A 26,232-nucleotide genomic window follows, 5' to 3' on the forward strand; every position below is an offset into this window, starting at 1 on the left:
CAGGGTGACTATGAATAAGTCGAGAGTTCCAGCGATGACCCATCCCGCTGTTATTGATGAACTGATGACCTTGGTCGACCCTGGCAAGGTGCTGACCGACGCGGCTTCCCTTGAAACCTACGGCAAGGACTGGACCAAGCATTACCCACCGGCACCCAGCGCCATCGTGTTTCCCAAGACGGCGGAGCAGGTGCAGGCGATTGTCCGCTGGGCCAATACCCACAAGGTAGCGTTGGTGCCGTCTGGCGGGCGCACCGGGCTTTCCGCAGGGGCTGTGGCGGCCAATGGCGAAGTGGTGGTCGCCTTCGACTACATGAACCAGATTCTCGGCTTCAATGCCTGTGACCGCACCGTGGTCTGCCAGCCGGGGGTGATTACCCGGCAGTTGCAAAGCTTCGCCGAAGAGCAGGGCTTGTATTACCCGGTGGATTTCGCCTCCAGCGGCTCCAGCCAGGTTGGCGGCAACATCGCCACCAATGCCGGCGGGATCAAGGTGATTCGCTACGGCATGACCCGCAACTGGGTCGCCGGGCTGAAGGTGGTCACCGGCAAGGGCGAACTGCTTGAGCTGAACAAGGGCCTGGTCAAGAACGCCACCGGTTACGACCTGCGCCAGTTGTTCATCGGTGCCGAAGGCACTCTTGGTTTCGTGGTCGAAGCCACCATGCGCCTGGACCGCGCGCCGCGCAACCTCACCGCCATGGTGCTGGGTACCCCGGACTTCGACTCGATCATGCCGGTGCTGCATGCCTTCCAGGGCAGGCTGGACCTGACCGCCTTCGAATTCTTCTCCGACAAGGGCCTGGCCAGGATCCTGGCACGTGGCGACGTGCCGGCACCGTTCGAGACTTCTTGCCCCTTCTATGCGCTGCTGGAATTCGAGGCCAGTACCGAAGAAGTGGCCAACGAAGCCTTGGCCACCTTCGAGCACTGCGTCGAGCAAGGCTGGGTGGTGGACGGTGTGATGAGCCAGAGCGAGACCCAGCTGAAAAACCTGTGGAAACTGCGCGAGTACCTGTCGGAAACCATCTCGCACTGGACTCCGTACAAGAACGACATTTCCGTGACAGTGGCGAAAGTGCCGGCATTCTTGCGCGATATCGATGCTATCGTCGACGAACATTATCCAGATTACGAGGTGGTGTGGTACGGCCACATTGGCGATGGCAACCTGCACCTGAACATCCTCAAGCCCGAGCACATGGGCAAGGACGAGTTCTTTGCCTCGTGTGCCAAGGTCAACAAATGGGTGTTCGAGATCGTCGAACGCTACGACGGCTCGATCTCCGCCGAGCATGGTGTGGGCATGACCAAGCGCGACTACCTGGGCTATAGCCGCTCAGCCGAGGAAATCGCTTGCATGAAGGCAATAAAGGCCGTGTTCGACCCTAACGGCATCATGAATCCGGGTAAGATCTTCGCACCTGAATAAAAAGCAGTATCCAGAGGAGTCGGCCATGAGTTACCAGCACCAGTACGTAGACGGCACGCGCATTCACTTCCCGCTGGGCAAGGTCGTGTGCATCGGCCGTAACTATGCCGAGCATGCCAAGGAGCTGGACAACCCCATCCCCTCCGAACCGCTCCTGTTCATCAAGCCGGGTAGCTGCGTGGTACCGGCCGAAGGTGGCTTCAAGATCCCGACCGAGCGTGGTTCGGTGCACTATGAAGTCGAAATCGCGGTGTTGCTGGGCAAGCCGCTGTCGGCTCACCCGACCGAGGAAGAGGTACTGGACGCAATTTCCGGTTATGCCCCGGCGCTGGACCTGACCTTGCGCGAGGTGCAAGCCAAATTGAAAGAGAAGGGCCTGCCGTGGGAACTGGCCAAAAGCTTCGATGGCGCCTGTGTGCTGCCTCCGTTCGTGTCGGCTGGCAGCTTTGAAGACGTGACCGACATTCCGGTGCGCTTGACCGTCAACGGCGAAGTGCGCCAGGACGGCAACAGCAAGATGATGCTCAACCCGATCGTGCCGATGATTCAGTACATATCGGCGCATTTCTCGCTGCAGGCGGGAGATGTGATCCTCACCGGCACCCCGGCGGGCGTGGGGCCGTTCAGTGTCGGTGACGAAGTGTTGCTGGAGCTGCCGGGCGTGAGCCGCTTCGAAAGCCGGGTGCTTTGAGCCGGAACCGTATCGCCTTCTTCGCGGGTAAACCCGCTCCCACAGGTACTGCGCAACCCTCAAGCGCGGCGCTATGCCTGTGGGAGCGGGTTCACCCGCGAAGAGGCCAGACCTGTTTACCGATTTTTCACACCCAATCCGGATAATGCGTGGATCTACGCCCATTTCACCAGGAACCTCGCATGCCATCTCCCTCCAGCGCCCCGGCAACACCCAAGCGCCGTTTCTACCTGCGCTGGCCCTTCGGCCTGGCCTTGGCGGCAGTGATCGGCTATGGCGTGGCCATGGCCATGCATTGGGACGACCGTGGCGTGCTGTGGGTCAAGGAGCGCTTCGAAAGCACCGCCGAACGTAGCGAAAGCGTGTGGCTGCCGGAGTACCGGGTTGACATCGATGCCAAGCCGCTGCCGGGCATGGAGGATGACGAAGCCTCCGACGTGGCATTCAACCCGCGTACCCGCACCCTGTTTGCAGTGATGGGCAAGAACCCGTTCCTGGTCGAGCTGAACCTGGATGGCGATGTACTACGCAAGATCCCGCTCAACGGCTGGAACAATCCGGAAGGCATCGCCGTGCTGGAAGACGGCTACCTGGCCATCACCGATGAACGCCTGCATGACCTGACCGTGGTCAAGGTGGATGCCCAGACCACCGCGTTGAACCACGATGATTTCCAGAGCCACGATCTGGGCCAGTCGGTGAAAAGCAACAAGGGCTTCGAAGCGGTTGCCTGGGACCCGCTACGCCAGCGCCTGGTCATCGGCGAGGAGCGCCCACCCAAGCTGTATACCTGGAACACCGATGGCCGCAGCCCGCTCATGGGTGAAAAGCAAGCGTTGCCCAGCGATGAACTGGACGTGCGCAACCTCTCGGCGTTGAGCGTCGACCCACGTACTGGCCATCTGCTGGTGCTGTCGGCCGATTCGAACATGCTGCTGGAACTGGACGAGCAGGGCCAGCAGGTCAGCTTCATGACCTTGCTGGGCGGTTTCAATGGCCTGCAGGACACCATCCCGCGCGCCGAAGGGGTGGCCATGGACGACAAGGGCAACCTGTACATGGTCAGCGAGCCTGCGCTGTTCTATCGCTTCAGAAAGAACTGACTCGAATATCCGGCTTTTCGGATGCTGGCATTAAGCTTTATTTCAGTTGTTCATGGTTAGATTCGCCACCCCTATGTCGAGTCTGTACGCATGCGCTGCTTTGTTCGCCCCTTCCTTGTTCTGGCTGTTACCGGCTTGCTTCTGCTCGGTTGGGCCGGGCAGGAGTTCCGCTTGTTCGAGCGTGGCTGGTTCAACCTCAAGGCCTGGTGGCAGCCTGCGGAGCAGAGCATCGGTCTGGACCGCTACCGGGTAGTGGTCGAGGCACAGCCGGTCGAAGGGCTGGATGATGACATTTCGGCGTTGACCTACGACCCCGACCGCAAGAGCCTGTTCACGGTCACCAATGCCCGTTCCGAGCTGATCGAGCTGTCGCTGGATGGTCGCATCCTGCGCCGGATACCGCTGACCGGCTTCGGCGACCCTGAAGCTGTCGAGTATGTGGGGCCGAACAGCTACGTCATCACCGATGAGCGTCAGCAGCGGCTGATTCGCGTGCGTCTCGACGACGACACGCCGTTCCTCGATGCCGGCGATGCCGAGCAGCTGACCCTGGGCATAGGCCTGAACGGCAACAAGGGCTTCGAGGGGCTGGCCTACGATTCGGCCGGCAAGCGCTTGTTCGTGGCCAAGGAGCGCGATCCGATGCTTATCTACGAAGTGCATGGTTTTCCGCATGACAACCCCGAACAGCCTTATGCCGTGCACGTGGTGCAAGACCGCAAGCGCGACTCACGGCTGTTCGTGCGCGACCTGTCGAGCTTGCAGTTCGATGAGCGCAGTGGGCATCTGCTGGCGCTGTCTGACGAGTCGCGACTGGTGCTGGAACTGGATGTGGAAGGGCGGCCGCTGAGCACCCTGTCGTTGCGCAAAGGCTTCCAGGGGTTGCAGGCGACGGTGCCGCAGGCGGAGGGGATTGCGATGGATGAGGCAGGGACCATCTATCTGGTCAGTGAGCCGAACCTGTTCTATGTGTTCAAACAGCCAGCGGAGTGAGTATCTGTGAGGGCCTATTCGCGGGCATGCCCGCTCCCACAGCTACGCCACAGGTTTCGGACCCTGTGCAGTACCCGTGGGAGCGGGCGCGTCCGCGAAGAAGGTTACTCGGCCTTGAGGCTCTTCACGCCGTCAGAGGTGCCCAGCAGCAGCAGGTCCGCCGGCCGTGCCGCGAACAGGCCGTTGGTCACCACGCCAACGATGGCGTTGATCTGCGCTTCCAGCTCCACCGGGTTGGTGATCTGCAGGTTGTGCACATCGAGGATCACGTTGCCGTTGTCGGTGACCACACCTTCGCGGTAAACCGGATCGCCGCCCAGCTTGACCAGCTGGCGCGCCACGTGGCTGCGGGCCATGGGGATCACTTCGACCGGCAGCGGGAAGGCGCCCAGCACCGGCACCAGCTTGCTGGCATCGGCGATGCAGATGAAGGTCTTGGCCACGGCGGCAACGATCTTCTCGCGGGTCAGGGCTGCGCCGCCACCCTTGATCAGGTTCAGGTGCGCATCGCTCTCGTCGGCACCGTCCACATAGAACTCCAGTTCGCTGACGCTGTTCAGCTCGTACACCGGGATACCATGGCCCTTCAGGCGCTGGGCGGTGGCCTCGGAGCTGGCGACCGCGCCGTCGAAGGCGGTCTTGTGCTGAGCCAGGGCGTCGATGAAGAAGTTGGCGGTCGAACCGGTACCGACGCCGACAACGCTCTTCTCATCCAGCTTGGGCAGAATGAAGTCGACAGCGGCCTGGGCGACGGCCTGTTTGAGTTGGTCCTGGGTCATGCGGGCTCCGAGAGGGGCAGGGCGGTTTTTAAAGGAGCCTAGTATAACGGCTCGCACGGCTTTGCTGTGGTCGCCCGACGTAGCGCTGGGGTAGACTCCAAGCCCTTGTCCCGCGGCCCAGTGATGCATTCCCGATGCTCGAACAGTACGTCAAGAAGATCCTCACCTCGCGCGTCTACGACGTTGCGGTCGAAACCCCGCTGCAGAGCGCCGGGCAGCTGAGCAAGCGCCTGGGCAACCAGATCCTGCTCAAGCGCGAAGACCTGCAGCCGGTGTTCTCGTTCAAGATTCGCGGGGCCTACAACAAGCTCGCCCAGCTGACCGCAGAAGAACTGGCCCGTGGCGTGGTCACCGCCTCGGCCGGCAACCACGCCCAGGGCCTGGCCCTGGCTGCGCGTGAAATGGGCATCAAGGCTACCATCGTGATGCCCAAGACCACCCCGGAGATCAAGATCGAAGGCGTGCGTTCGCGTGGTGGCAAAGTGGTGCTGCATGGCGACACGTTCCCCGAGGCACTGGCCTATTCGCTGAAGCTGGTGGATGAAAAGGGCTTCGTCTACATCCACCCCTACGATGACCCGCACACTATTGCCGGCCAGGGCACTGTGGCCATGGAAATCCTGCGCCAGCATCCTGGCCAGCTGGACGCGATCTTCGTGCCGGTAGGCGGTGGCGGCCTGATCGCCGGGATTGCCGCCTATGTGAAGTACCTGCGCCCGGAAATCAAGGTGGTTGGCGTCGAGCCGGACGATTCCAACTGCCTGCAGGCGGCCATGGCGGCCGGCGAGCGCGTGGTGCTGCCACAGGTCGGGCTGTTTGCCGACGGCGTGGCGGTGGCGCAGATCGGCCAGCACACCTTCGATATCTGCCGGCACCATGTGGATGAGGTGGTGACCGTAAGCACCGACGAGATCTGTGCTGCGATAAAGGATATCTACGACGATACCCGCTCGATCACCGAGCCTGCCGGCGCCTTGGGCGTGGCCGGCATCAAGAAGTATGTCGAGCTGTACGGCGTGACCGGTCAGACCCTGGTAGCCATCGACTCTGGCGCCAACGTCAACTTCGACCGCCTGCGCCATGTGGCCGAGCGTGCCGAGCTGGGTGAAAAGCGGGAAGCGATCATTGCCGTGACCATCCCCGAGCGCCCGGGGAGCTTCAAGGCTTTCTGCGAGGCCATCGGCAAGCGCCAGATCACTGAATTCAATTACCGCAAGCACACCTCCGACGAAGCGCATATCTTCGTTGGCGTGCAGACCCACCCGGAAAACGACCCGCGCGCGGCGTTGGTGCAGCAACTCACCGAGCAGGGCTTCCCGGTGACCGACCTGACCGACAATGAGCTGGCCAAGCTGCATATTCGCCACATGGTCGGCGGTCATTCGGCGGGGGCCAGCGACGAGATGGTTCTGCGCTTCGAGTTCCCCGAACGACCGGGGGCGCTGTTCAACTTCCTCAACAAGCTGGGTGGGCGCTGGAACATCTCGATGTTCCACTACCGCAACCATGGTGCGGCTGACGGGCGCGTGGTGGCAGGGCTGCAGGTACCGGAGGACGAGCGCCACCTGGTGCCGGCGGCGTTGGCCAAGATCGGCTACCCGTACTGGGACGAAACCGACAACCCGGCTTACAAGCTGTTCCTGGGCTGAGCGGCTAAGCTGGGGCTGATGGCCCTTTCGCGGGCTTGCCCGCTCCCACAGGTACTGCGCAGGCTTCAGGGCCTGTGATACCCCTGTGGGAGCGGGCAAGCCCACGAAGAAGCCTGCACAAAATGGCCTGCTCAAGGACAACCGAGACATGGAATACCTGACCACCCTCAAGACCCTGCACATCCTCGCCACCGCACTCCTGCTGCTGGGTGCCCTGGGCCTGGCGATCTGGACCGTACGCGCCCGCCGCCAGGGCGATGCCGAGGCCTACGCCAAGCTGCTGCGTCGGCCGTTGGTGTTCGTCTGGCTGGCGATGGGCCTGTGCCTGGTCAGCATGCCGTTCACTGGCTGGTGGCTGGTACACCTGGTGGGCTGGCCGCTGGGGCAGGCCTGGGTGCTGGCGTCCAGCGTTATCTATACGCTGGGCGCGTTTGCCGTGTGGTGGCTGCTGGTGCGGTTGAACCGACTGCGCAAGGCCGAGGTGGTGGGGTTGCGCTTTACCTTGGCACTGGCGGTGTTCAGTGGGGTTTGCTTCCTGTCCATCGCCGGGCTGATGGGGGCCAAGCCGGTCTGACAGCTTTGTGCTGTATGTGCTGGCCTCTTCGCGGGTAAACCCGCTCCTACAGGGTCTGAGCAAGGCTTGAGGGCTGTGCAGTACCTGTGGGAGCGGGTTTACCCGCGAAGAGGCCGGCACAGGAAAACCTCAATCCCGCAACGAGAGCGCCGGCCACCCGCGCTTATCGGCCTCGGCCCGCAGGTTCGGGTCCGGGTCCACTGCCACCGCATGCGTCACCCGCTGCAGCAACGGCAGGTCATTCATCGAGTCGCTATAGAAGTAGCTGTCCTCAAGATCGAAGCCGTTCTCCAGCATCCAGCGTTCCAGTCGCGTCACCTTGCCTTCACGAAAACAGGGTATATCGGTACTACGCCCGGTATAACGGCCATCATGCATCTCGCATTCAGTCGCCAGCAACACGCTAACCCCCAGGCGCCGGGCAATCGGCGCGGTGACGAAGCGGTTGGTGGCCGTGATGATAACCAACTGGTCGCCCGCTTCACGGTGCTGCTCCAGCAAGGCCAGTGCCTTGGGCAGGATGATCGGCTCGATGCAGTCGCGCATGAAGTCGCGGTGCCATTCGTCGAGCTGGGCCACGGAGGTTGCGGCAAGGATTTCCATGGAAAAGGCCAGGTAGGCCTGCAGGTCCAGCGTGCCGTTCAGGTAGTCCTGGTAAAAGCCATCATTACGTTGCTTGTAGGTAACCGGGTCGACGATGCCGCGCTGGCACAGGTAATCGCCCCAGGCATGGTCGCTGTCGCCACCGAGGAGGGTATTGTCCAGGTCGAATAAAGCCAGGCGCATCGCGGTCACTCGCATCAGCCACAAGGTAGGCCCGCAGAATACGGAGTTTTCACAGCGCTGCACATAAGCTTGGCGGGCGCGTTGCTGCGCTCGCAAGCTTTGTGGAACAATGCGGTGACATGCGTTTGCGAGGTTGCTGCCGTGATCGACCCGGATGGTTTTCGCCCCAATGTCGGAATCATTCTCACGAATGATGCCGGGCAGGTGCTATGGGCTCGACGGATCAACCAGGATGCCTGGCAATTCCCCCAGGGTGGCATCAACCCTGACGAGACGCCGGAAGACGCCCTGTACCGCGAGCTGAACGAAGAAGTTGGCCTGGAACGCGATGATGTGGAAATTCTTGCCTGCACCCGTGGCTGGTTGCGTTATCGTTTACCTCAGCGACTGGTGCGTACGCATAGCCAGCCGCTGTGCATCGGCCAGAAGCAGAAGTGGTTCCTGCTGCGCCTGGTCAGCAACGAACAACGGGTGCGGATGGACCTGACTGGCAAGCCGGAGTTCGACGGCTGGCGCTGGGTCAGCTATTGGTACCCGCTGGGCCAGGTTGTGACATTCAAGCGCGAGGTCTACCGACGCGCCCTGAAAGAGCTAGCACCGCGTCTGCTGACGCGCGACTGACGACGGAGTTCGACCCCGAGCCATGCTCAATACGCTGCGCAAGATCGTCCAGGAAGTAAACTCCGCCAAAGATCTCAAGTCGGCGTTGGGGATCATTGTCTTGCGTGTCAAGGAGGCCATGGGCAGCCAGGTCTGCTCGGTCTACCTGCTCGACCCGGAAACCAACCGCTTCGTGCTGATGGCCACCGAAGGCCTGAACAAGCGCTCGATCGGCAAGGTCAGCATGGCCCCCAACGAGGGCCTGGTTGGCCTGGTGGGCACCCGGGAAGAACCGCTGAACCTGGAAAACGCCGCCGATCACCCGCGTTACCGCTACTTTGCCGAAACCGGCGAAGAGAAGTTCGCCTCCTTCCTCGGTGCGCCGATCATCCACCACCGCCGGGTGGTTGGGGTATTGGTCATCCAGCAAAAGGAACGTCGTCAGTTCGACGAGGGCGAAGAAGCCTTCCTGGTCACCATGAGCGCCCAGCTGGCCGGGGTCATCGCCCACGCCGAGGCTACCGGCTCGATTCGCGGCCTGGGCCGCCAGGGCAAAGGCATCCAGGAAGCGCGCTTCGTCGGTGTGCCTGGTTCGCCTGGCGCCGCTGTGGGCCGCGCGGTGGTGATGCTGCCGCCGGCCGACCTGGAGGTGGTGCCGGACAAGACCATCGATGACATCGACGCCGAGCTGAACCTGTTCCAGAACGCCCTTGAAGGCGTGCGCGAAGACATGCGCAAGCTGTCCGCCAAGCTGGCCACCCAGCTGCGCCCGGAAGAGCGCGCGCTGTTCGACGTGTACCTGATGATGCTCGAGGACGCGGCCCTGGGCGGTGAGGTGACCGAAGTCATCAAGACCGGCCAGTGGGCCCAGGGCGCGCTGCGCCAGGTGGTGGGTGAGCACGTCAACCGCTTCGAGCTGATGGACGATGACTACCTGCGCGAGCGCGCCTCCGACGTCAAGGACCTTGGAAGGCGCCTGCTGGCCTACCTGCAGGAGGCCCGTTCGCAGTCACTGGTATATGCCGACAACACCATTCTGGTCAGTGAAGAGCTGACCCCGGCGATGCTCGGCGAAGTGCCGGAAGGCAAGCTGGCCGGCCTGGTCTCGGTGCTGGGTTCGGGTAACTCCCACGTCGCCATCCTGGCCCGTGCCATGGGCATCCCCACGGTGATGGGCCTGGTCGACCTGCCCTATTCCAAGGTCGACGGCATCGAGATGATCGTCGATGGCTACAAGGGCGAGGTGTTCACCAACCCCAGCGAAGTGCTGCGCAAGCAGTACAGCGATGTGGTCGAAGAGGAACGCCAGTTGGCCCGCGGCCTGGACGCCCTGCGCGAGTTGCCGTGTGTTACCCCGGATGGCCACCGCATGCCGCTGTGGGTCAACACCGGCCTGCTCGCCGACGTGGCCCGTGCCCAGCAGCGCGGCGCCGAAGGTGTCGGCCTGTACCGCACCGAAGTGCCGTTCATGATCAACCAGCGCTTCCCCAGCGAGAAGGAGCAGCTGGCCATCTACCGCGAGCAGCTGGCGGCTTTCCACCCGCTGCCGGTGACCATGCGTACCCTCGACATCGGCGGCGACAAATCGCTGTCGTACTTCCCGATCAAGGAAGAAAACCCGTTCCTCGGCTGGCGCGGCATCCGTGTCACGCTCGATCACCCGGAAATTTTCCTGGTGCAGACCCGCGCCATGCTCAAGGCCAGTGAAGGCCTGAACAACCTGCGTATCCTGCTGCCGATGATTTCCGGCATCCATGAGCTGGAAGAGGCACTGCACCTGATCCACCGCGCCTGGGGCGAGGTACGCGACGAAGGGACCGACGTACCGATGCCGCCGGTGGGCGTGATGGTGGAGATTCCCGCTGCGGTGTACCAGACCAAGGAGTTGGCGCGGCAGGTGGACTTCCTGTCGGTCGGTTCCAACGACCTGACCCAGTACCTGCTGGCCGTAGACCGTAACAACCCGCGTGTGGCTGATTTGTACGACTACCTGCACCCGGCGGTGCTGCAAGCGCTCAACACGGTGGTGCGCGACGCCCACGGCGAAGGCAAGCCGGTGAGCATCTGTGGCGAGATGGCTGGTGACCCGGCGGCGGCAATCCTGTTGATGGCGATGGGCTTCGACAGCTTGTCGATGAACGCCACCAACCTGCCGAAGGTGAAGTGGATGTTGCGCCAGGTGAACCTGAGCAAGGCCAAGGAGCTGTTGGTGGAAGCCCTGAGCCATGACAACCCGCAGGTTATCCACAGCTCGCTGCAGCTGGCCCTGAAGAACCTGGGCCTGGCGCGGATGATCGGGCCAGGGGCCAATAAAACGCTGTGAGTTGCCGGGGCCGCAAAACGGCCCCCTGGCTCTCAAAGCAAAAACTCAACTTCCCCCAGATGCCCGCCAAAAGGCCCGAAACTGCGCTCGATCAGCTGCCTTTTCCCCTGATCATCGACCAAGAGCACGGTACTCGCCCGCGTGCCATAGTTCTGGCTGGCAATGAATACACTCGACAGCAGTCTCTCGGTCGCCAATCCCACCCCGGTCTCCGGCAAGTCGCCCTCCGGCGCAGGCTCGGCATCGGCAAGCAAGGCCAGCAACCGCTGTGGATCTGCCGTCTCCAGCAACCCCTCCAGCCCGCTACGTGCCTTCACCAGCTTCGGCCACGGCGTATCCAGCCCTGCGTTGGATAGCCCGTACACCCCCGCTCCAAGCAAGCGCGGTGCGACATCCCGGGCATGCAGGTAGCCAAGCTGTCGGCTATCGCCCACCAGCAGGTTGAACCCCGAATACTGCCCGCTACGGCTGGCCACCTGATCAAGATAAGCCTCGACCCCCAGCTCACCTTGCAGGTAGGCGGCTACCAGCTCGCCGCGTGAACGCGGCCCCAGCGGTTGCTGTGGGTCGCGGATATTGGTCAGCGCCGCGAAACGCCCCTGCGGCCCCACGCCCAGCCAGGTTCCGCCGGCCTCCAGGTCGCGCCCGGCATACACCCCAGGTGCGTCTTCCCAGGCCGCCAGGGCCTGGGTAGGGCGGGCATAGAACTCGTCGCGGTTGGCCGCCACGATCAGTGGCAGGGCATGCCCCGGTCGCCAGGCGAATACGATCAGGCACATCGTTCGAGCCTCTGTGTGTTTTTGCCACTGTACCCACAGCGTCGGGGCGGATCCATCCTGACACAGACTTCACTAGAGCGCCGAGCCCGGCTTCCGTTACCATGCCGGATTGTTATTTCGGGGAAGACGAATGGAATTCGCGCTCTATCTTTTGTTGGGGGCATGTGCCGGTGTGCTGGCCGGGCTGTTCGGCGTGGGTGGTGGCATCATCATCGTGCCGGTGCTGGTGTTCAGCTTCACCTTGCAGGGGTTCGATGCCTCGGTGCTGACTCACCTGGCGGTCGGTACATCGTTGGCAACCATCGTCTTCACCTCGATCAACGCCGTGCTCGAACACCACCGCAAAGGCGCGGTGCAGTGGCCGATCTTCGCCTGGATGACCCTGGGCATTCTCATCGGCGCCGGTATCGGTGCCAAGACCGCCTCGCTGATCCAGGGGCCGCTGCTGCAGAAGATCATTGGTGTGTTCGCCCTGGTCATCGCCGCCCAGATGGCCCTGGACCTCAAGCCCAAGGCCAGCCGTGGCATCCCCGGCAAACCCGCGCTGGTCGGTGCCGGTGGGGTGATCGGCTGGGCTTCGGCCATTTTCGGCATTGGCGGTGGTTCGCTGACCGTGCCATTCCTGACCTGGCGCAGCCTGCCCATGCAGCAGGCGGTGGCCACGTCCTCGGCTTGTGGCCTGCCGATTGCCGTGGCCAGTGCCCTGAGTTTCATGCTGCTGGGCTGGAATGAGGCGCACCTGCCGGCCCATAGCCTGGGTTATGTGTATCTGCCGGCGCTGGTCGGCATTGCCGTGACCAGTATGTTTTTCGCCCGCTTCGGCGCGCGCCTGGCGCACAAGTTGTCGCCACGTTTGTTGAAGCGCCTGTTCGCAGCCTTGCTGTTCTGCGTCGGGCTCAGCTTTCTGATTTGAACCGAGAGGAAGTTCCATGCTGCCTTACCCGCAGATAGATCCCGTGGCCGTAGCCATCGGGCCGCTGAAAATCCATTGGTACGGCCTGATGTACCTGGTCGGCATAGGTGGTGCCTGGCTGCTCGCCTCGCGCCGGTTGAACCGCTTCGACCCCACCTGGACGCGCGAAAAGCTCTCCGACCTGGTGTTCTGGCTGTCGATGGGGGTGATCGTCGGTGGCCGGCTGGGCTACGTGCTGTTCTACGACCTGCACGCCTACCTGGCCAACCCGACGCTGATCTTCGAGGTCTGGAAAGGCGGCATGTCGTTCCACGGCGGCTTCATCGGCGTGATGCTGGCGGCCCTGTGGTTCGGCAAGCGCAACAACAAGTCGTTCTTCGAGCTGATGGACTTCGTCGCCCCGCTGGTGCCGATCGGCCTGGGCGCCGGGCGCATCGGCAACTTCATCAACGCCGAGCTGTGGGGCAAGCCGACCGATGTGCCGTGGGCGATGATCTTCCCGCCGTTCAGCGACCCGGCGCAGCTGCCACGGCACCCGTCGCAGCTGTACCAGTTCGCCCTCGAGGGCGTGGCGCTGTTCGTCATCCTCTGGCTGTTCTCGCGCAAGCCGCGGCCAACCATGGCGGTGTCGGGCATGTTCGCGTTGTTCTACGGCATCTTCCGCTTCATCGTCGAATTCGTCCGCGTACCAGATGCCCAGCTCGGCTACCTGGCCTGGGGCTGGCTGACCATGGGTCAGATTCTGTGCGTGCCGATGATCCTGGCTGGCCTCGGCCTGATCTGGTGGGCTTATAATCGCAAGCCCACGGCGAAACCCGCCTGATTAATCCCACGGCAGGGGCGATCCTCCTGCCGTTCTTGCTACAGGTAAGCCATGAAACAGTATCTGGACCTGGTCCGCGACGTCATCGAAAACGGCACGCTGCAGGGCAACCGCACCGGCATCCGCACCATCAGCCTGCCGGGCGCCATGCTGCGTTTCGACTTGCAGAAGGGCTTCCCGGCCATCACCACGCGCAAGTTGGCGTTCAAGTCGGCGATCGGCGAAATGGTCGGTTTCCTGCGCGGTGTGAAAAACGCCGGTGAATTCCGCGAGCTGGGCTGCAAGGTGTGGGACCAGAATGCCAACGAAAACGCCCAGTGGCTGGCCAACCCGTTCCGCCAGGGCCAGGACGACCTGGGCGAGATCTACGGCGTGCAGTGGCGCCAGTGGCCGGGCTACAAGCGCATCCCGCTGAGCAACCCGGCGGCCATCGAGATGGCCGAGCAGGCAGGCTTCCGCCGCATTGCCCAGGACGAGGAGGACGGGGTCGCCTTCGTCATCCTGTACAAGGCCATCGACCAGGTGCGTCAGTGCCTGGACACCATCGCCAACGACCCGGGCAGCCGGCGCATCCTGTTCCACGGCTGGAACTGCGCGCAGCTGGACGAAATGGCGCTGCCGCCATGCCACCTGTTGTACCAGTTCCACCCGAATGTAGAGACGAAGGAAATTTCCCTGACCCTGTACATCCGCTCCAACGACCTGGGCCTGGGTACACCGTTCAACCTCACCGAAGGTGCGGCCCTGTTGTCGCTGTTCGGCCGCCTTACCGGCTACACACCGCGGTGGTTCACCTACTTCATCGGCGATGCCCATGTGTATGAAAACCACCTGGACATGCTCAACGAACAGCTCAAGCGCGAGCCGCTGGAAGCGCCGAAGCTGGTGATCAGCGACCGCGTGCCGGCGTTTGCCGAGACTGGCAAGTACGAGCCGGAGTGGCTGGAGAAGATCGAGCCAAGTGATTTCTGGCTGGAAGGGTATGAGCACCATGCGCCGATGACGGCGCCAATGGCGGTCTGACTGATCGCTATTGCCTGAACTGGCCTATTCGCGGGCACGCCCGCTCCCACAGGGACCGCACAAGGCTTGGCCCTGCGGAGTACCTGTGGGAGCGGGCGTGCCCGCGAATGCTTTCGGCTTAATGCCCGTGACTTCGCCCCACATGCGAATGCTCGGTTTCCGGCACCGATACCGCCCCGTTCGTCTCCAGTTGCTGCAAGATCGCGCATTCCGACCCTTGCGCATTGCAGCGCCGCCGCAGCTCCACCAGCTGTTCCTGCAGCGCCACCAGGCCATCGATCCTTGCCTGCACATGCTCGATATGTTCGTCGATCAGCGCATTGACGCTGCCGCATGAATCATCGGGGCTGTCGCGCAAGCGTAGCAGGCTGCGGATTTCATCCAGGGTCATGTCCAGGGTACGGCAGTTGCGGATGAAGGTCAGTCGCTCGACGTGAGCCTGGGTGTACAACCGGTAGTTACCCTCTGTACGCGCCGGCTCCGGCAACAGTTGTTCGCGCTCGTAGTAGCGGATGGTTTCCACGGCGCAATCGGTGGCCTTGGCCAGTTCTCCGATCTTCATCACGAAATCTCCAGCAGGTGGCTTGACCCTATAGTGGCTACAGGGTGTTCACTTGGCAACAGGCGCAAATTAAGGACGCACCCATGAACCAGCCTGTCAGTCACGAACACAAGCATCACCACCACGCCCACAGCTGCTGTGAGGCCTCTGCTGTGCCTGCCAAGGTTCAGCTCAGCGCGAAGGCTAGCAGCAACGCGCAGTTCAGCCGTTTCCGCATCGAGGCCATGGACTGCCCCACCGAGCAAACGCTGATCCAGGACAAGCTGGGCAAGCTGGCGGGCATCGAGCAGCTGGAATTCAACCTGATAAACCGCGTACTCGGCGTGCATCACACCTTGGACGGCACTGCTGAAATCGAGCAGGCCATCGACAGCCTGGGCATGAAGGCCGAGCCGCTTGGCAGCGCAGATGAAGACACCAGCAGCGCGCCGCAATCGGCCAAGGCCAGCTGGTGGCCGCTGGCATTGTCGGGCGTTGCCGCGCTCGCCGCCGAAATCGTGCACTTTTGGGCGCTGGCACCGGAGTGGGTGGTGGCGGCACTGGCACTGGCGGCAATCCTTGGCTGTGGCCTGGGTACCTACAAGAAGGGCTGGATCGCCCTCAAGAACCGCAACCTCAATATCAACGCGCTGATGAGCATTGCCGTGACCGGCGCCGTGCTGATCGGCCAGTGGCCGGAAGCCGCCATGGTGATGGTGCTGTTCACCGTCGCCGAACTGATCGAAGCTCGTTCCCTGGATCGTGCGCGCAATGCCATCGGCGGGCTGATGCAGCTTGCCCCGGACATGGCCACCGTGCGCCAGGCCGATGGCCAATGGCGTGAAACAGAGGTGCGCGAAGTGGCGATCGGTGCCTTGGTGCGGGTACGCCCCGGCGAGCGCATCGGCTTGGACGGTGAAGTGACTAGCGGGCAATCCAGCGTCGATCAGGCGCCGATCACCGGCGAAAGCCTGCCGGTGGAAAAGGCAGTCGGCGACAAACTGTTCGCTGGCACCATCAACCAGGCGGGGGCGCTGGAGTTTCGCGTCACTGCAGCTGCCGGGCAATCGACCCTGGCGCGGATCATCAAGGCGGTCGAGGAAGCGCAAGGTGCACGTGCGCCTACCCAGCGTTTCGTCGACCGCTTCTCGCGCATCTACACGCCGGTGGTGTTCGCTATTGCATTGGCTGTGGCGGTAATTCCGCCGCTGTTCATGGCTGGCGGCTGGTCCGACTGGGTCTATCGCGCCCTGGTGCTGCTGGTGGTGGCCTGCCCATGTGCCTTGGTGATTTCGACCCCGGTGACCATCGTCAGCGGCCTGGCCGCCGCCGCGCGCAAAGGCATCCTGATCAAGGGCGGTGTGTACCTGGAGGGGGGGCGTCATCTGGATTTCCTGGCACTGGACAAGACCGGCACCATCACTCATGGCAAACCCGTGCAGACCGACGCCAAAGTGCTGGAGGCGCTGTTCGAAGGCCGCGCCCAGGCCCTGGCCGCAAGCCTGGGCGAACGTTCGGACCACCCGGTGTCCCGCGCCATCGCGCAGTTCGGCAGGCAACAAGGCCTGGCCCTGGCCGAGGTCGAAGATTTCGCTGCCCTGGCTGGCCGTGGCGTACGAGGTACCATCGCCGGCGAGGTCTACCACCTGGGCAACCACCGCATGGTCGAGGAGTTGGGGTTGTGCTCGCCACAACTGGAGGCCCAGCTGGATGCGCTGGAGCGTCAGGGCAAGACGGTAGTGCTGCTGCTCGACCGCTCCGGCCCCTTGGCCTTGTTCGCCGTGGCCGACACGGTCAAGGACAGCAGCCGCCAGGCCATCGCCGAGCTGCATGAGTTGGGCATCAAGACTGTCATGTTGACCGGTGACAATCCGCATACCGCCCAGGCTATCGCTGCCGTTGTCGGGATTGACCGTGCTGAAGGCAACCTGCTGCCTGGCGACAAGCTGAAGAGCATCGAAGCGTTGTACGCCCAGGGCCATCGGGTGGGCATGGTCGGGGACGGCATCAACGATGCACCGGCGCTGGCCCGCGCCGAGATCGGTTTCGCCATGGCAGCAGCCGGTACCGACACCGCCATCGAAACTGCCGATGTTGCGCTGATGGACGACGACTTGCGGAAAATCCCGGCCTTCGTCAGGCTGTCGCGGCAAAGTGCGGCGATCCTCATGCAGAACATCGTTCTGGCGTTGGGCATCAAGGCGATATTCCTGGCGATCACCTTTGCCGGCCTGGCCACCATGTGGATGGCGGTGTTCGCCGACATGGGCGTCAGCCTGCTGGTGGTGTTCAACGGCTTGCGCCTGTTGCGCAAATAGAGGACGTGCATGCTGAGTTCCGAGCTCAAAGCCTTCTACATGGTGGCCCGCCTGGGCAGTATCACGCTGGCGGCAAAGAAGCTCGGGCTCAGCCAGCCCACGGTGACCACGCAAATTCGTAACCTGGAAAGCCAGTACGCGGTGGAGCTGTTCTACCGCGGCGGGCGACGCCTGGTGCTGAGCGAGGAGGGCGGGCGCCTGCTGCCGATGGTCAAGGCGCTGCTGCAGCAGGAGGCCGACATCGAATTCGAACTGCGTAACAGCGGCCAGGCCCAGGGTAGCTTGCGCATCGCGGCCACGGCGCCTTACTACATTCTCGACCTGGTGAAGATCTACCGCGAACGCCTGCCGCAGGTGGGCGTGGCAGTGGAGATCGGCAACTCGCAGCAGGTGCTGGAAATGCTGGAGGAGTACCGGGTGGATATCGCCGCTTCGTCGCAGCTGGTGGAGGACGCACGGCTGGTGCGGCGCGTGCTGGGGACCGACCCATTGGTGGTGGCGGTGCACCGCAATCATCCGTTGGCTCATCACCATGCGGTTTCGATCGAGGCGCTGGCCGGGCATTGCCTGTTGCTGCGCGAGAAGGGCTCGACCACGCGCAAGCTGACCGAGCAGATGATGCGCGAAGCTGGAGTGACGGCTGGAGCGTTGCTGGAAATTGGCAGCCGTGAATCGATCCGCGAGGCGGTGTTGCGCAATATCGGCATCAGCGTGATTGCCCGGCACGAAGTGCCGCACAACCCCGAACTGCGGGTGCTGGCGCTGGAAAACGCGCCGCTGATGCACGAGTACCTGTATTGCCTGAAGGAACGGCGCCAGGCCAGGTTGCCGGCCGCCTTCCTGGGGGTAGCGCAGGAAGTGTCGGGTTCGCATTTCTGATAGGCCTATGGCGTTTGTGGGAGCTGGCTTGCCGGCGAAAGCGCCCGGCGACCCACTACAAAATCTGCCTATACCACTATCGCCGGCTTTTGCCCTGACGCCACACAACCTTCGCACAGCCTCCCTAGCATGGCCCCCATCTCTTCGATGAGGCCTTGCCATGAACCCCACCACCTCCGGCGCACCTATGAAAGTGCGCAACATCCACAAGCGCTTCGGTGCCTTCACCGCGCTCAACGATGTCTCGTTGCACATCAACGCCGGCGAACTGGTGTGCCTGCTGGGCCCCTCCGGCTGCGGCAAGACCACTCTGCTGCGCTGCATCGCCGGCCTGGAGCGCCAGGACAGCGGCGCGCTGTACATCGGCGAGCGCGACGTCTCCGCGCTGCCACCCCAGGCCCGGGACTACGGCATCCTGTTCCAGTCCTACGCGTTGTTCCCCAACCTGACCGTCGAAGCCAACATTGCCTACGGGCTGGCTGGCAGCGGCCGCGATCAGGCCCGCCAGCGGGTAGCCGACATGCTCGAACTTGTAGGCCTGGTCGGTAGCGAGAAGAAGTACCCCGGCCAGCTCTCCGGTGGACAGCAGCAGCGTGTGGCCCTGGCCCGCGCGCTGGCACCGTCGCCCTCACTGCTGTTGCTCGACGAGCCGATGTCGGCGCTGGATGCCAGGGTGCGCGAGCACCTGTGCAGCGAATTGCGCCAGCTGCAGCGCCAGTTGGGCATCACCACGCTGATGGTGACTCACAACCAGGACGAAGCCATGCTGATGGCCGACCGCATTGCGGTGATGAACAACGGCCAGGTCGAACAGTACGCGACCCCGCAGGAAATCTACGACCAGCCTGCCACGCCGTTCGTCGCTGAATTCGTTGGCCAGGGCAACTGGTTGCCGTTCCAGCGCAGCGGCGACTGCCATGCCCAGGTGGGTGGCATGAACATGCGCCTGGCACCCGGTTCGGCCCAAGCCAGCAGTGGCCGGCTGTTCTGTCGCCCGGAGGCGATCGCGGTCAACCCGACAGTGCACGAGGACAACCTGTTCCCGGCGTTGGTCCGTGAGATCACCTTTCTCGGTAACCGCTGCCGCATGAGCTTCGAACTCAAGGCCCTGCCAGGCCATGCGCTGCTGGCGGAACTGGCTCCCGAAGCCATGCCGCGGCTGGGCTCGCAAGACATCTGGGTGGCGCTGCCGCCCCAGCGCCTGCAGGTGTTTGCCTGAGATGGCCGCGCCAATGCCCCTGCCGTTGCGTCAGGCCCAAGCCACACCGTGTGCAGGCGTTGCCCGGGGTGACCGGTTGTTCGTCGTCGGCGGCAAGAGCCTGCTGCTGATCCTTCTGCTGGTGGCGGTGCTGATGCCGCTGCTGGCAATCTTCTGGCGCGGCTTCAGCGCCGAAGCAGGCCAGGGCGGCGGCCTGGTGGCGGCGGGCGAGCTCTTTGCCAGTGCCAACTTCCGCTGGTTGCTGGGCAATAGCCTGGCGGTGGCCTTTACCGTCGCGGCAATCGTGGTGCCACTGGCCTATCTGTTCGCTTATGCCTTGCAACGCACGATGATCCCGGGCAAAGGCCTGTGGCGGGGCATTTCCCTGCTGCCGCTGCTCGCGCCGTCGATGCTGCCGGCCATTGCCCTGGTCTATCTGTTCGGTAACCAAGGGCTTCTGCGCGGGTTGCTCAGCGACAATATCTATGGCTTCTGGGGCATCGTGCTGGGCGAAGCCATCTATACCTTCCCGCATGCGTTGATGATCCTGCTGTCGGCCCTCTCGCTGGCCGATGCACGCCTGTTTGACGCCGCATCCAGCATGGGCGCCGGGCCGTGGCGGGCCTTTGCCAGCATCACCTGGCCGGCCACGCGCCAGGCAGTGTTCGCGGCGTTCTGCCTGGTGTTCACCCTGACCATCACCGATTTCGGTGTACCTGTCGTGGTTGGCGGTGATTATCAGGTGCTGGCGCTGGAAGCCTACAAGGCAGTGGTCGGCCAGCAACAGTTTGGCCGTGGCGCGTTGATTGGCATGGTGCTGCTGGTGCCGGCGCTGTTGAGCTTTTCCGTCGATGCCTGGCTGCGCCGACGCCAGGGCGATGCCATGAGCGGCCGAGCTCAGGTGTTCGAGGCAAAGCCGTCGCGGGCCCGCGATGCCTGCTTCCTGACCATCGTGCTGGTGGTGTGTGCGGCATTGCTGCTGGTGATCGGCATGGCGGTGTATTCGTCGCTGGTTACCTTCTGGCCCTATAACCTGTCGTTGTCGCTGCGTCACTACATGTTCGAGGACACCGCCGGGGGCGGTTGGCTGGCCTATCGCAACAGCGTGACCATGGCCATCGGCACAGCGCTGATCGGCAGCATCGTGATCTTCACCGGTGCCTACCTTATGGAGAAAACCCAGGGCCAACGCCTGCTCAACCAGGCGCTGCGCCTGCTCAGCTTCATCCCCATGGCTGTGCCGGGCCTGGTACTGGGCCTGGGCTACGTGTTCTTCTTCAACCTGAACGGCAACCCCTTGCACGTGTTGTATGGCGGCATGGGGCTGTTGGTGGTGTGCACCATTGCCCATTACCTGACGACCGCACAGATGACCGCGACTACCGCGCTGCGCCAGCTCGATGGCGAGTTCGAGGCTGCGGCGCTGTCGCTGAAGGCCCCGTTGTACCGGCACTTCCTGCGGGTGACCGTGCCGATCTGCCTGCCGGCGCTGCTGGACATCATCCGCTACCTGTTCGTCTCGGCGATGACCACCGTATCGGCAGCGATCTTCCTGTACAGCCCCGACACCATTCTGGCTGCCGTCGCCGTGCTGAACATGGACGACGCCGGCAACGTTGGCGGTGCCGCCGCGATGTCCACCCTGATCCTGCTGACCAGTGCCGGCGCTTCACTGCTGCTGGCCGCAGCCTCACGCGGCCTGCTGCGCCGCTCCCAAGCCTGGCGCCAACGCGCCGCGACCGTCTGACCTGTAAGGAATCTACCCATGCACAAGCACCTTGCACTTGCCGCTGCCGTTTCCGCCGTGTTCAGCCTGCAGGCCTCGGCCGCTGCGACCCAGCTGACGGTTTACACCGCACTGGAAGCCGAACAGCTGAAGAGCTACAAGCAGGCCTTCGAGAAGGCCAACCCGGACATTGAAATCAAGTGGGTTCGTGACTCCACCGGCATCATCACCGCCAAGCTGCTGGCCGAGAAAGATCGCCCGCAAGCTGACGCAATATGGGGGCTGGCGGCATCGAGCCTGGCCATCCTCGACCACAATGGCATGCTTGAAGCCTATGCCCCCAAGGACCTGGGCAAGATTGCCGACAACTATCGTGACGCCGCCAACCCGCCCGCCTGGGTCGGTATGGACGTATGGGCTGCCACCCTTTGCTTCAATACCGTCGAGGCCGAGAAACAGGGCCTGAGCAAGCCGGTAAGCTGGCAGGACCTGACCAAGCCTGAGTACAAGGGCAAGATCGTCATGCCCAACCCGGCCTCGTCCGGCACCGGTTTCCTGGATGTCAGTGCCTGGCTGCAGACCTTTGGCGAGCCGCAGGGCTGGGCTTACATGGATGCCTTGCACCAGAACATCGGCCAGTACGTTCATTCCGGGTCCAAGCCGTGCAAGCTGGCGGCGGCGGGTGAGTTCCCGATCGGTATCTCGTTCGAGTATCCGGCCGTGCAGCTCAAGCGCCAGGGCGCGCCGCTGGACATCGTGCTGCCGAAGGAAGGCCTGGGCTGGGAGATCGAGGCGACCGCAGTGATCAAGGGTTCGCCGAAGGCGGGTGCGGCCAGGCGCCTGGCTGATTTCTCGGCCAGCCCGGCGGCCATGGAGCTGTACAAGGAGAACTTTGCCGTGCTGGCCGCGCCGGGTATTGCCAAGCCACAGACCGAGTTGCCCGCGGATTACGAACAGCGTTTGATCAAGAATGACTTTGCCTGGGCTTCGCAGCACCGTGACCAGATCCTGACCGAGTGGCGCAAGCGCTATGACGGCAAGTCGGAGAAGGTGGCCCAGCAGTAACCCGCACCGACCTCTTCGCGGGCTCGCCCGCGAAGCATCCAGCAGCACAATCACGCCAGGAGAAGGCTGTTATGCCCACCCCGACCCAGATCATCGACAGCATCTTTGCCCTGTACCAGCGCCACGGCAATGACGATTACATCGGCGAGGCGATCACCCAGCTCGAGCATATGTCCCAGGCCGCGCAACTGGCCATGGCCGAGGGTTTTGACGATGAGGTGGTGCTGGCGGCGTTCTTCCACGATATCGGCCACCTGTGTGGCGGTGACGCCAGCATGGGCGGCTATGGCGTGGTCAGCCATGAACGCATCGGCGCCGAGTACCTGCGCCGCTGTGGCTTTGGCGAGCGCATGGCGCGGCTGGTGCAGAACCACGTGGAGGCCAAGCGCTACCTGACTTTGCGTCAGCCGGGGTATTTCCAGCGGTTGAGTGAGGCGAGCCGGCGCACACTGGAATACCAAGGCGGGGTGATGAACGCGGCCGAGGCGGATGCGTTCGAACGTGACCCGCTGTTCGAGGTGAGCTTGCGGATGCGGGATTGGGATGAGCGAGCCAAAGAGGTCGACATTGCGCTGCTCGACCTGGATGAGCTGAAGCAGAAGGCGCTGGCTCTACTCTGAAATACTGCTGGCCAGCACTGGCCCGATCGCCGGCAAGCCAGGCTCCCTGCACGGCTTGCCGGCGATGAGGCCGGGCCTGCAGGCTCAAATCTGCGAAACCAGCGCCTCCAGTTGCTCCTGCCGCTCCGCCTGGTTCAGCTTCGCCCCAGGATTCAAGGTGGACCACTGCGGATGCGCCCGCGCCTTCACCAGTGCCTCCGGCAACTTGCCCTCGCGCCAGGTCTTCTCATCCAGTGCTTCCAGGCGAATGCTGTCCTGCGCTGCGTGCCCGCGATTCTCCAGTGCGACCAGCAACTGCTGCTGACGCAGGGCCAGCAAGCGCAACACGGTATCGTCCACGGTCAACTCACGCTTGCCTTTCAACTTGCCGATCAGGCGCGCCCCATAGTTGCGAGCGGTCTGCAGCGCGCCTCCGGCAATCGCCCCGGCCAGTGCCGCCGCGCCGAGGGTAAGGCCGCCCACCAGCAAGTCGACCCCGGCACCGGCCGCAGCACCGGCCGCCACACCGCTGCCCAGGCGCACGCCAAGCAGCTTCAAGGTTTCCGGATTGAACAGGTCGTCGCCCCAGCGGCCATCCAGCAACGGCAGGTCGCTGGCATGGGCATCCTCGCGGCGGAAGGCATACTGCTTGAGCAACGCTTCGACACAGCGCTGTTCGCGCTGGCGCACCTCTTGCCGCAACGCCGCGATGGCCCGGGCCTCGGCCGCAGGCTCGGCCTCGACACTGCGCCGGCAGGCGGCGCAGTCCAGCAGCAGCTCGGCGATCAGGCGCTTGCCGCTGTGCCGGCGTGCCAGGCGCTGCGCCTGCTGGTCGTCGATCAACCGCTGCAGCGCCGGGCGGGCGTTTTCCAGCAGCAGCGCCAGGCTTTCGTACAACCGGCGTTCACCATCCTCTGGCGGGGCCACGCTGTCGAACCGCACCAATGCGTGCAGGCCAAGGCGGGCAAGGGCTTCACGCCATTGCGGCTCACGATGCGAGTCGCTGGCGACGAAGTTGAGCACGGGTAGCAGCGGCTTGCCGCAGCTGGCCAGTACCTCCAGCTCGTCACGGTACTTGGCCAGTACCGGTTCGCGGGCATCGATCACATACAGGCCGGCATTGCTGGCCAGCAGCTGGCGCAGCACCTTGGCCTCCTGCTCGAAACGCTGGCGCGCTTCGCTGCCCTGCAGAAAACGCTCCAGACGGGCCGGGCCGTCCAGGCGCTCGCCCGGGCGGTCCAGGCGTTCGAGGTAGTCGAGCAGGGCGATGGCGTCTTCCAGGCCCGGGGTGTCGTACAGCTCCAGCAGGGGCTCACCGTCCACCGACAGCCGCGCCCCTTCCACATGGCGGGTGGTGCTGGGGCGGTGGGACACCTCGCCGAAGCCGACATCACGGGTCAGGGTGCGCAGCAGCGAGGTCTTGCCGACGTTGGTGTGGCCGACCACGGCCAGTTTCAGCGGCTCAGTCATGGCCATGCTCCAGCCAGGTCAGTGGCGAGGTATCGGCATGTGGCAAGCCAAGCCGGTCGAGGGCTTCGTGCCAGTCCCCCAGGCGCTGCGCGTCCACGGCCAGGCCCGGTGCCGCCTGAAGCAGCCAGATGCGGGTAGCGCCGGCATTGCGTGCCAGTTCGGCGAGCAACGCCAGGCTGCCACGGTCGGGCGAGCGGCGTGGGTCGCAGGCAATGGCCAGGCGTGCCGGGGGGAAGCGGCTGAGTTGCTCCAGCAGCCGGTTACGCGATTCACGGCTGTCGAGCACGCCAGCATCGGTCACGCTTTTCGGCAATGCGGGCGGCCAGGGACGCTGGTCGTCCAGTTCCAGGCCGACCAGCAGCGCGCCGCTACTGCCGCTTTCCAGCTGGCCGGCGGCAAACTGCGGCAAGGCTTCGGGGGCGGCATCCTGTACGCCGATGCGTTCGCTGCGCGGCATCAGCGCTTCACTCAGTTGCGCGTAGCCGGGCAGGCTGAGGTCCAGCGCCAGGCGCCCACGGCCCTGGCGCCAGCGCCACAGGCACAAGCCGGCCAGCAGCAGGCGCGGCAGCAGGCCATAAACCAGCACCACGCCGAGCAGCCAGCTGGCCCAGGCTTGGCGTGCCAGGTCCAGGCCCGGCAGGGTGTCACCACTGGCACGGATCATGGCCTCGTCGGGCACGGCGAAGCCCAGCAACGAAGGCAGGGCGCCCAGAGCCTGGGTGAGGTGGATGAACGGGTCGGCCGCGAGCAGGGTGGTTTCCCAGACAAAGCCATAGCGTCGGGTGGCCAGCAAGGCCAGCAGCATGCCCAGCGCACTGATCATCGCCAGCAACCACAGGCCGTGCACCAGCAGGCCAAGCAACCAGCGGCCCAGGCGCTGGCGCTGCAGCAGCACCAGCAGGGCGGGGGCCAGGTGCGCGGCCTTGGCGTCGCGGGCAAAGCGTTCGCTCAACCACAGCCACAGGCGGCCCAGCCCGGTGCCATATTCGCCACTGGCGGCAAAGCCGATGGCCCAGCCCAGCAGCATCAGCAGGTCAAGCCCGAGCAGGCTGCCCAATGCCCAGAACACATTTACCGGGCGTTGCCCATCACCGAGGGCCGCCAAGGCCAGCCCCGCGCCGCTGAGCATGGCCATTATCAGCAAGGCCAGCAGCGCCAGGCGTGCACCCTGTTTCCAGTGGCGCAGGGCGATGCTCATGCCGTCGCGTTCAGCCAGGAACAGCGCGCGGTTTTCAAGGCGGGTCGCCAGGTCACCACCTGCCTGGCGGGCGTGGCGGTTGGCTTCCTGGTCCTCCAGGGGGCCGGCATGTTCCTCGCGCAGGCGTACCGCTTCGGTGAGCCAGCGCTTGTCCAGGGAAGTCGGAGCAGTCACAAGGTCTTCCATTGCACAGGTCAGGGCAGAAGCATAACCCACACACCCGATGCTATCCTCGCTGGCATGAATACATCACTCCCCCTCAGCCTGATCGCGGCGCACGCCGAAAACCGCGTGATCGGCATCGACAACTCCATGCCCTGGCATTTGCCGGGGGATTTCAAGTACTTCAAGGCCACCACCCTGGGCAAGCCGATCATCATGGGGCGCAAGACCTGGGACTCCCTGGGGCGGCCATTGCCCGGGCGGTTGAACATCGTGGTCAGCCGCCAGGCAGGCCTGGCGCTGGCGGGTGCCGAGGTATTTGGCTCGCTGGAGCAGGCCCTGGTGCGGGCCGAGCAGTGGGCGCGTGAGAAAGGTGTCGATGAGCTGATGCTGATTGGTGGGGCGCAGCTGTATGCGCAGGCCCTGGAGAAGGGGCTGGTCAGCCGAATGTACCTGACACGGGTCGAATTGGCACCGCAAGGGGATGCGTGGTTCCCGGAGTTCGATCCGAGGCAGTGGAAGCTGGTGTCGAGCGAGGCGCAGGCTGAGCAAGGTAAGCCTGCGTATCACTTTGAGGTTTGGGACAGGGTTTGAGACTTTGGGGCTGC

24 protein-coding genes are annotated in these 26,232 nt (G+C 63.8%); 18 read left to right on the forward strand and 6 right to left on the reverse strand.

Annotated elements, in window-relative coordinates; translation table 11 throughout:
* The first annotated feature begins 34 nt into the window (after positions 1-34).
* From HU760_RS02070 to HU760_RS02085, 4 genes are all read left to right on the forward strand, one after another.
* Positions 35-1,432, forward strand: a complete 1,398-nt coding sequence (locus HU760_RS02070) for a D-2-hydroxyglutarate dehydrogenase (protein ID WP_186672065.1) — start codon at positions 35-37, stop codon at positions 1,430-1,432.
* Positions 1,433-1,457: 25 nt separating this feature from the next.
* Positions 1,458-2,123 (forward strand): fumarylacetoacetate hydrolase family protein, encoded by a 666-nt coding sequence (locus HU760_RS02075; RefSeq protein WP_186672066.1) that lies wholly within the window; start codon positions 1,458-1,460, stop codon positions 2,121-2,123.
* Positions 2,124-2,305: 182 nt separating this feature from the next.
* Positions 2,306-3,226 (forward strand): SdiA-regulated domain-containing protein, encoded by a 921-nt coding sequence (locus HU760_RS02080; RefSeq protein ID WP_186672067.1) that lies wholly within the window; start codon positions 2,306-2,308, stop codon positions 3,224-3,226.
* Positions 3,227-3,316: 90 nt separating this feature from the next.
* A complete protein-coding gene (locus HU760_RS02085) occupies positions 3,317-4,219 on the forward strand; it encodes an SdiA-regulated domain-containing protein (protein ID WP_186672068.1) in 903 nt (300 codons plus the stop codon).
* Positions 4,220-4,323: 104 nt separating this feature from the next.
* On the opposite strand, the gene rpiA is transcribed toward HU760_RS02085, so the two are convergent.
* On the reverse strand, positions 4,324-4,998 hold the full coding sequence (rpiA, locus tag HU760_RS02090) for a ribose-5-phosphate isomerase RpiA (RefSeq protein ID WP_186672074.1): 675 nt from the start codon (positions 4,996-4,998) through the stop codon (positions 4,324-4,326).
* Between the two features lie 134 nt (positions 4,999-5,132).
* Here rpiA and ilvA point away from each other — a divergent pair, with 134 nt between their 5' ends.
* Together ilvA and HU760_RS02100 are read left to right on the forward strand one after the other, a co-directional pair.
* On the forward strand, positions 5,133-6,647 hold the full coding sequence (ilvA, locus tag HU760_RS02095) for a threonine ammonia-lyase, biosynthetic (protein ID WP_186672076.1): 1,515 nt from the start codon (positions 5,133-5,135) through the stop codon (positions 6,645-6,647).
* 148 nt (positions 6,648-6,795) lie between these two features.
* Positions 6,796-7,221, forward strand: a complete 426-nt coding sequence (locus HU760_RS02100; RefSeq protein WP_186672078.1) for a DUF2269 domain-containing protein — start codon at positions 6,796-6,798, stop codon at positions 7,219-7,221.
* 129 nt (positions 7,222-7,350) lie between these two features.
* Here HU760_RS02100 and HU760_RS02105 read toward each other — a convergent pair whose 3' ends face one another.
* Complete coding sequence (locus HU760_RS02105; protein WP_186672080.1) at positions 7,351-8,007, reverse strand: histidinol-phosphatase; 657 nt, start codon at positions 8,005-8,007, stop codon at positions 7,351-7,353.
* A gap of 141 nt (positions 8,008-8,148) precedes the next feature.
* Between HU760_RS02105 and HU760_RS02110 the strand changes: the two genes are divergently transcribed.
* Entirely contained in the window at positions 8,149-8,628 is a 480-nt protein-coding gene (locus HU760_RS02110; RefSeq protein WP_003249017.1) for an RNA pyrophosphohydrolase, read from the forward strand.
* 22 nt (positions 8,629-8,650) lie between these two features.
* Positions 8,651-10,930: a phosphoenolpyruvate--protein phosphotransferase gene (gene ptsP / locus HU760_RS02115; protein ID WP_186672082.1), complete on the forward strand. Its 2,280-nt coding sequence runs from the start codon at positions 8,651-8,653 to the stop codon at positions 10,928-10,930.
* Positions 10,931-10,962: 32 nt separating this feature from the next.
* Here ptsP and HU760_RS02120 read toward each other — a convergent pair whose 3' ends face one another.
* Positions 10,963-11,709, reverse strand: coding sequence for an NRDE family protein (locus tag HU760_RS02120; RefSeq protein ID WP_186672090.1), 747 nt, complete (start codon positions 11,707-11,709; stop codon positions 10,963-10,965).
* Positions 11,710-11,839: 130 nt separating this feature from the next.
* On the opposite strand from HU760_RS02120, the gene HU760_RS02125 reads away from it, so the two are divergent.
* From HU760_RS02125 to HU760_RS02135, 3 genes are read left to right on the forward strand one after another with little or no spacing between them, the layout of a single operon-like run.
* Entirely contained in the window at positions 11,840-12,622 is a 783-nt protein-coding gene (locus tag HU760_RS02125; RefSeq protein WP_186672092.1) for a sulfite exporter TauE/SafE family protein, read from the forward strand.
* Between the two features lie 16 nt (positions 12,623-12,638).
* Entirely contained in the window at positions 12,639-13,445 is an 807-nt protein-coding gene (lgt, locus tag HU760_RS02130) for a prolipoprotein diacylglyceryl transferase (RefSeq protein WP_170033507.1), read from the forward strand.
* 51 nt (positions 13,446-13,496) lie between these two features.
* Positions 13,497-14,468, forward strand: a complete 972-nt coding sequence (locus HU760_RS02135) for a thymidylate synthase (RefSeq protein WP_186672094.1) — start codon at positions 13,497-13,499, stop codon at positions 14,466-14,468.
* A 118-nt stretch (positions 14,469-14,586) separates the two neighbouring features.
* On the opposite strand, the gene cadR is transcribed toward HU760_RS02135, so the two are convergent.
* Positions 14,587-15,030: a cadmium resistance transcriptional regulator CadR gene (gene cadR, locus HU760_RS02140; protein WP_186672096.1), complete on the reverse strand. Its 444-nt coding sequence runs from the start codon at positions 15,028-15,030 to the stop codon at positions 14,587-14,589.
* An 83-nt stretch (positions 15,031-15,113) separates the two neighbouring features.
* Between cadR and HU760_RS02145 the strand changes: the two genes are divergently transcribed.
* From HU760_RS02145 to HU760_RS02170, 6 genes are all read left to right on the forward strand, one after another.
* Complete coding sequence (locus HU760_RS02145) at positions 15,114-17,327, forward strand: heavy metal translocating P-type ATPase (RefSeq protein ID WP_186672098.1); 2,214 nt, start codon at positions 15,114-15,116, stop codon at positions 17,325-17,327.
* A 9-nt stretch (positions 17,328-17,336) separates the two neighbouring features.
* Positions 17,337-18,206, forward strand: a complete 870-nt coding sequence (locus HU760_RS02150; RefSeq protein ID WP_186672100.1) for a LysR family transcriptional regulator — start codon at positions 17,337-17,339, stop codon at positions 18,204-18,206.
* A gap of 160 nt (positions 18,207-18,366) precedes the next feature.
* On the forward strand, positions 18,367-19,425 hold the full coding sequence (locus HU760_RS02155) for a putative 2-aminoethylphosphonate ABC transporter ATP-binding protein (RefSeq protein WP_186672102.1): 1,059 nt from the start codon (positions 18,367-18,369) through the stop codon (positions 19,423-19,425).
* A gap of 1 nt (position 19,426) precedes the next feature.
* A complete protein-coding gene (locus HU760_RS02160; RefSeq protein ID WP_186672104.1) occupies positions 19,427-21,151 on the forward strand; it encodes a putative 2-aminoethylphosphonate ABC transporter permease subunit in 1,725 nt (574 codons plus the stop codon).
* Between the two features lie 18 nt (positions 21,152-21,169).
* A complete protein-coding gene (locus HU760_RS02165) occupies positions 21,170-22,195 on the forward strand; it encodes a putative 2-aminoethylphosphonate ABC transporter substrate-binding protein (RefSeq protein ID WP_186672105.1) in 1,026 nt (341 codons plus the stop codon).
* Between the two features lie 71 nt (positions 22,196-22,266).
* On the forward strand, positions 22,267-22,815 hold the full coding sequence (locus HU760_RS02170; RefSeq protein WP_186672107.1) for a phosphonate degradation HD-domain oxygenase: 549 nt from the start codon (positions 22,267-22,269) through the stop codon (positions 22,813-22,815).
* A gap of 84 nt (positions 22,816-22,899) precedes the next feature.
* Here the strand turns inward: HU760_RS02170 and HU760_RS02175 are convergent, their stop codons facing one another.
* Both HU760_RS02175 and HU760_RS02180 read right to left on the reverse strand, forming a co-directional pair.
* Positions 22,900-24,264 carry a GTPase/DUF3482 domain-containing protein gene (locus HU760_RS02175; RefSeq protein ID WP_186672109.1) on the reverse strand — a complete coding sequence of 455 codons (1,365 nt, stop codon included), beginning with the start codon at positions 24,262-24,264 and terminating at the stop codon, positions 22,900-22,902.
* Positions 24,257-25,648 (reverse strand): DUF2868 domain-containing protein, encoded by a 1,392-nt coding sequence (locus HU760_RS02180; protein ID WP_186672111.1) that lies wholly within the window; start codon positions 25,646-25,648, stop codon positions 24,257-24,259. Before HU760_RS02180 ends, HU760_RS02175 begins: the two co-directional genes overlap by 8 nt.
* Before the next feature lie 54 nt (positions 25,649-25,702).
* Between HU760_RS02180 and HU760_RS02185 the strand changes: the two genes are divergently transcribed.
* Positions 25,703-26,218: a dihydrofolate reductase gene (locus HU760_RS02185; protein ID WP_186672113.1), complete on the forward strand. Its 516-nt coding sequence runs from the start codon at positions 25,703-25,705 to the stop codon at positions 26,216-26,218.
* The last annotated feature ends 14 nt before the right edge of the window (positions 26,219-26,232 follow it).

Origin of the sequence: Pseudomonas oryzicola, assembly GCF_014269185.2 — a bacterium.
Taxonomy (GTDB): Bacteria; Pseudomonadota; Gammaproteobacteria; order Pseudomonadales; family Pseudomonadaceae; genus Aquipseudomonas; species Aquipseudomonas oryzicola.